The organism is Tahibacter sp. (assembly GCF_035481375.1).
In the GTDB taxonomy this organism is placed as follows: Bacteria; Pseudomonadota; Gammaproteobacteria; order Xanthomonadales; family Rhodanobacteraceae; genus Tahibacter.
Genome location: NZ_DATIGT010000338.1, coordinates 1 through 6,020 on the forward strand (window position 1 = coordinate 1; position 6,020 = coordinate 6,020).

The 6,020-nt window shown below is 68.8% G+C and carries 4 protein-coding genes; 3 read left to right on the top strand and 1 reads right to left on the bottom strand.

Going from position 1 to position 6,020, the window contains the following annotated elements:
• A partial coding sequence (locus tag VLF18_RS22345) for a NupC/NupG family nucleoside CNT transporter (RefSeq protein WP_325281840.1) occupies window positions 1–1,443 on the bottom strand: 1,443 nt, incomplete at its 3' end.
• Between the two features lie 224 nt (window positions 1,444–1,667).
• Between VLF18_RS22345 and VLF18_RS22350 the strand changes: the two genes are divergently transcribed.
• The 3 genes from VLF18_RS22350 (at window position 1,668) to VLF18_RS22360 (ending at window position 5,941) form a co-directional block, all read left to right on the top strand.
• On the top strand, window positions 1,668–3,101 hold the full coding sequence (locus VLF18_RS22350) for a diguanylate cyclase (RefSeq protein ID WP_325281841.1): 1,434 nt from the start codon (window positions 1,668–1,670) through the stop codon (window positions 3,099–3,101).
• Window positions 3,102–3,479: 378 nt separating this feature from the next.
• A complete protein-coding gene (locus VLF18_RS22355; protein ID WP_325281842.1) occupies window positions 3,480–4,517 on the top strand; it encodes a hypothetical protein in 1,038 nt (345 codons plus the stop codon).
• On the top strand, window positions 4,514–5,941 hold the full coding sequence (locus tag VLF18_RS22360) for a peptidylprolyl isomerase (protein ID WP_325281843.1): 1,428 nt from the start codon (window positions 4,514–4,516) through the stop codon (window positions 5,939–5,941). Before VLF18_RS22355 ends, VLF18_RS22360 begins: the two co-directional genes overlap by 4 nt.
• The last annotated feature ends 79 nt before the right edge of the window (window positions 5,942–6,020 follow it).

Consider the following 6,020-nt stretch of genomic DNA (forward strand, 5'->3'; position numbering starts at 1 on the left):
GTCTTGGCGACGTTCCGGCGCGAGGCCGCCGATGCCGCCGATCTGGATCGCGATCGACGAGAAGTTCGCGAAGCCGCAGAGCGCGTAGGCGGCGATCACGCGACTGTGCTCCTGCAGCAGATGCATGTTCTTGGACAGATCCACATAGGCGACGAATTCGTTGAGCACGACTTTTTCGCCGATGAAACCGCCGACGAGCACGGCGTCCTGCCACGGCGTGCCGATGAGCCAGGCGATCGGCGCGAGCACGTAGCCGAGGATGGTCTGCAGGCTCAGCGTGGTCGGCACGGGCTTGCCGGCCGACAGCCACGCGTTGATCGTGCTGCCGTCGGCGGCGTAGGCCGCACCCGTGATCATCAGCGCGAGAATGCCGAGCAGGGCGCAGGTGATGACGCCGCCGGTGATGCCGGCCGGGCGCGTCGCGCCGATCGGCGTGCCGTCGGTGTCGACGATCGCGCCGGCCGCCGGACCGGTCTTGCGGCGGTTGTAGAGCTGCATCGCCGCGACGAGCAGCAGCACGCCGAGGATGCCGCAGCCGGCGACCATCCAGCCCGACCAGACGATGGTGCCCAGGTACTGCAGCGGCGCGTTGAGCAGCGCGATCAGCGCGATGAATGCGAGCAGCATCGCACCGACGTTGAGCGCGAGCTTCAGGCCGTCGCCGGCGCCGCTCGCGGCGGCGTCGATGACGTTCGCGCTGTGACGCTCGACTTCGATGCGCACGGTGCCGCGCGTCAGCGGTTCCTGCGTTTCGGGGATCAGGATCTTCGCGAGCACCAGCGTCGCGGGCGCGGCCATGATGCTGGCGGCGAGGAGATGCTTGGCGTATTTCGCCATCTCGACCGGATCGGTGCCGCCGAGCAGGCCGACGTAGGCCGCAAGCACGCCGCCGGCGATATGCGCCATGCCGCCGATCATGACGGTCATGAGTTCCGACTCGGTCATCTTTTCCAGATACGGGCGCACCGTCAGCGGCGCCTCGGTCTGGCCGATGAACACGCTCGCGCAGACCGATGTCGTTTCCGCACCGGAGACGTTCATGACTTTCGTGATCGCCCAGGACATGCCCTTGACGATCTGCTGCATGACGCCGAGGTGATAGAGCACGCCCATCAGCGCGGCGAAGAAGATGATGGTCGGCAGCACCTGGAACGCGAAGATGAAGCCGAACGTGTTCGCGTCGAGCAGCTTGCCGAAGATGAATTCGGAGCCGACCTTGTTGAATTCGAGCAGATGCACGAAGCCCTTGCCGAGTGCGTCGAACAGGCTCGCGCCGATCGGCACCTTGAGTACGAACGCGGCGAACAGGATCTGCAGCGAGATGCCGGTCGCGACGAGTTTCCAATCCACCGAGCGGCGATTGTTGGAAAACGCATACGCAATGAGGACGAGGACGAACAGGCCGAAAAAGCCAAACAGGATGTGCCCAAGGGCAGCCAGCATAGATTTCCCCAAAACCCCGAGTCGGCGCGGGCATAACCGCGCGGCATAAGTTGGTCGAGCGTAGTTCATGGCCGAACGGCGAGGCAAGGCGGCGGCCCGCGGCGCCGGGCGGGACCGCCTCGGCCGTCGGCGGCGGGCTTGCGCGGCGGCCGGCACCGAAAAATTCCGGCTTTTTCGACGGCTTGCCTATACTGCGGCTCTGCGGACGGCGCCGGGAGGCGCCGGTGACGGGGGGAAGCGTGCTGACGATCAAGCGACGACTGTTGCTGAGCCACCTGGCGGTCATCCTGCTCGGCGCGGGCGCGCTCGGCGCCTACATGTACTGGGCGGTCTCCAACCAGATGCTCGACGCGGTCGCGCAGCGTCTGCTCGACAACGTCCGCCTCGTCGAATCCGCGCTCAGTCTCGACGACATCCGCGCGCTCGGCGACCGCGCCGATTCGAGCGCGGGGGATCGCATCGCCGGCCGCCTGCGCGCCGCGGTGCGACTCAATGCCGATCTCGCGAGCGCCTACGTCGTCGAGCCGCTCGGCGATTCACAGCGCGTGCTCGCAACCAGCGTCGCCGACGGCCGCGGCGGCCCGGATTTCCTGAGTTTCGAAGAGGTCGGCATGCTGCGCGGCGGTATCGACCGCGCGGTCGTCAGCGACATCCGCAGCGCCGCGAGCGAGCGCGCCGAACTGACGGCGTTCGCGCCCATCGGCGCGGCGCCGCATGCCTACGTCGTCGGCGTGCGCCTCAACGCCGACAGTCTGCAGCGCAGTCTGAATCTGCTGCGGCTCTCGACGCTCGGCGCGATCCTGTTCGGCGTGCTGCTCGCTCTCGTGCTGTCGCGCCTGCTGGCCGAACAGCTGCAGCGGCGCATCCGCGCGCTCGGTGAGCGCTGCCGCGCGCTGGCCGCCGGCGAGCCGTCGCCGACCGGACAGCCGCCGATCGGCGACGAGTTCGACCGCGTCATCGCCGATTTCGACGCGACCGCGCAGCGCCTGCGCGAAGCCTCCGCGCAGCGCGAGGCCGCGTTGACGGCGCTGACGCAGGCCAACGCGCAGCTCGAAAGCCGCGTCGAGGAACGCACGCGTGCGATCGAAGACGCGACGCATCAGCTCAAGAGCGAGATCGAGAATCGCCTTCAAGTCGAGGCTCTGCTGGCGGAGGCCGCGCTGACCGACGGCCTGACCGGTCTGCTGAACCGCCGCGCGATGCTCGAGATGCTCGTGCAGGCCGTCATGGCGTCGCGCGGCAACGGCGGCTTCAGCATGATCCTGGCCGACGTCGACCATTTCAAACACATCAACGACCAGCACGGTCACGGCATCGGCGATCAAGTGCTCGCCGCGGTCGCGCGCGAACTCGAACTGCTGCAGGGCGACAACCGGCATGCGGCGCGCTGGGGCGGCGAAGAATTCTTCATCCTGCTTCCGAATACGACGCTGATGGAAGCGTGTCGCCGGGCCGAGGAACTGCGCGTGCGCATCGAGCGCATGGTGACGCCGGTACGCGGCCTGCGCGTGACTGTGAGTCTCGGCGTCGCCGAGATCCAGCCCGGCGAGGTGCTCGACGACTGCCTCAAGCGCTGCGACCAGGCGCTGTATCGCGCGAAGGATGCCGGGCGCAACGCCGTCGTCGCCGCACGCGGCAACGTGTTCGCGACGATCTGACGGAACCGATCTCCGGGAAACGTTTTCATCTGCGGCTGCAGCCCGGGCGCGCGGTCGTGCGCGGTCCGTCGCGCGTCGGCGCGGCGCCGCCGCAGTGCGGATTCTGCGTAGGATTCGAAGAGGCAACTTCCGCGTCAATGCAGAGCACGCCACGTTTGGCGCAATTCGAAATTGTGAACTAAAGCGCTGGCGCTGCATCGTCGAATGGTGAATCATCGGCGGCCGCACTCGAGCCCGGCCGCCTCGCAGCCGCGCGGGCAGCCTTGAAAGAGGCGGATTGCGCGAGCAACGCTATTGCAACGTGCGCGCATTAGTTTCGCGACCCGGCCGGCTGCGGGCGGGCCGCGGGGGAATTCGAACCACAATAGGGAGTCAGAAATGCGCATCATCGCAACGATGATCGCGGGCGCGCTTGCGCTCGCAATCGGCGGTCAGGCTCATGCCTGGTCGCAGGAAACGCACCGTCGCATCGTGCTCGACGCCGTGCAGTACATGAAGAACAACCCGGCGACGACGCGCTACGCGCAGCTCGCCGCCTGGGCGCAGAGCGCCGGCATCAGCGTCGACCAGCTCGCCCAGGTGCTGGGCCAGTCGGCCTACGACGTCGACGATTTCGCCGACACCTACATCTGCGGCGCGATCACCGGCGACTGCGTGCGCGCCCCGCTCTGGTCGACGACCTCGTCGTTCGTGAACTACAGCTCGTACTGGCATTTCCAGAACCACACGCGCGGCAGCGACGTGCACGGCAACGATTTCGGCGGCTACAACTACAGCCAGCTGACGCAGGCCGGCGACGTCGACGAACTCGCCGCGGGCTGGCTCTGGAACGACCATCTCGACGACGGCAGCGGCGGCATGAAGGGCTGGTTCTCCGACGGCTCGAAGTACAACACCTACGGCATCACCGAAGCGCGCTACCGCATCGGCACGTATTCGACCTCGTCGATGTACCAGGACTACCAGAACTTCCCGTTCCAGCCGATCGACAACCTCGGTCAGTACTGGTGGTCGCAGTTCCTCGCCAGCCCGACGCCGCAGACCGTCGGCTACGTGCTGCACGCGACCGACCTGCTGCAGCCGCACCACACCTGGACCGCGAGCGGCAAGAATCACTCCGGCTGGGAAACCTGGGTCAACGACTACTACTACAGCGAAGGCCTCAACAATACGGCGCTCGTGACGACCGCGCTCGGCGACGGCACGTTCACGAAGTGCGCGGGCACGACCGCCGCATCGGACATCCGCGGCGTGCTCACGCAGGGCGGCGCGTATTCGTACCGCAACGGCGGCATCGTGCTGTCGTCCGAAGCGCACGCCGACCGCGTCCGCGTCGCCCGGCAGACCGTGCCGCACGCGATCGCGATGGCCGTCGTCGTGCTCGACTGCGCCGCGCTGCGCGTGGCGTCGCGTTGAGCGCGTTGATTCCGACGGCACTGTTCACGCCGCGCGTTCGCGCGCGGCGTGTCGGCGCCTGGCTGCTGATGCTCGCGGCGACTGCCGTCGCCGCGCACGAACCGGCCCGGGTCGCGGCACCGCCGGCCGTCGCCGCGCTGCCGCCGCTCGCGCTCGGCGCCGATGCGCCGGTCGCCGATATCGACGGCGCGCGCATCGGCCGCAACGCGCTGGCTGTCCTGCAGCGCTATCGCGCGCTCGAAGGCCGGCAGGTCTCGACCGACGACGTGCTGGCGGAAATTGTCGAGCAGCGTGCGCTCGCGCGCCACGCCGCCGCCAAGCTCACGCGCGATGCCTTGTTTCCGGATCTGCGCGTCGCGTTCGCTCCCGAAGTCGCGGCCGACGACAAGCTGACCGGCGTGCTGCGCGCGGTACTGCGCGAACCGCTGGAGCGCGCGCTGGCGCGGAAGACCGGCGACGCGCTGGAGCGCGTGATCGTGGCCTCGCCCGCGCCGACCGCGGCGCAGCTGCGCGAGGTGCTCGGCGATCCGGCGAAGATCCGGCTCGAATACGCGCTCGACGGCGATGTGGCATCCAGGGCGGAGGCGCTGGTCGTACTGCGCTACCGCGGACTCGACGAACGCGTGCGCCAGCTCACGCTGGCCGACGTCTACGCGCGCCAGAACGTGCAGGGACGCATGAGCCTGCACGCGCTCGATACCGAATTTCTCGTCGTGCAGGCGCGCACGCGTGTCGTCGCGCTGCTCGTGCAGGAATGGGCGCAGGGCGCGATCGGCGCCGACGCGGTGAACGAACTGCGCCGCAACCTGCTCGATCGCGAATATGCGCGCGGCCTGCGCGAGCACTACGGCCTCGGCGCCGACATGCACGACAGCAACGCCTATCTCGACGGTCTGCGCCGCGGCGTGACCGCGGCCGAAATCGCCGCGTGGTACGCGGCGAATCGCGAGCGCTTCCGGCGCATCGAACGTGTGCGCGCGCGGCATATCCGTCTTGCCGACGAAGCCACGGCGGCGCGCGTCGCCGCCTTGCTCGCCAAGGACGGCAGCAACTTCGCCGAACTCGCGCGACGCCATTCCATGGCTCCTGACCGCGCCGGCGGCGGCGAGCTCGGCTGGCTCGCGCGGCGCGACGACGCCGACTGGTTCACCGAACTCGTGTTCGCCCAGCCGCCCGCGCGCAACGGCGCGCCGGTGCGCGAGCCGGTGGCCGCCGACATCGCGGCGCACTGGGAGATCGTGCGCGTGGACGAACAGCAGAGCGGCTATTTCCCGGCCGATTCGGAAACCGTGCGCTACATCGCCGCGCGCGCGATCGCCGAGAACAAGGCACGCGACGCGTTCGCGGCGCTGCTCGACGCGCAACGCCGCGCAACGCGGGTTCGCCGGATCGATGCGGGCGCCGGACGGAAGGCATCGCCATGAGGCCGGCCGCACGTCTGGCCCTTGTCGTGGCGATAGGCGCGCTCGCCGCCGGCCTTGCGCTGCGCTGGTCTTCGGCGGG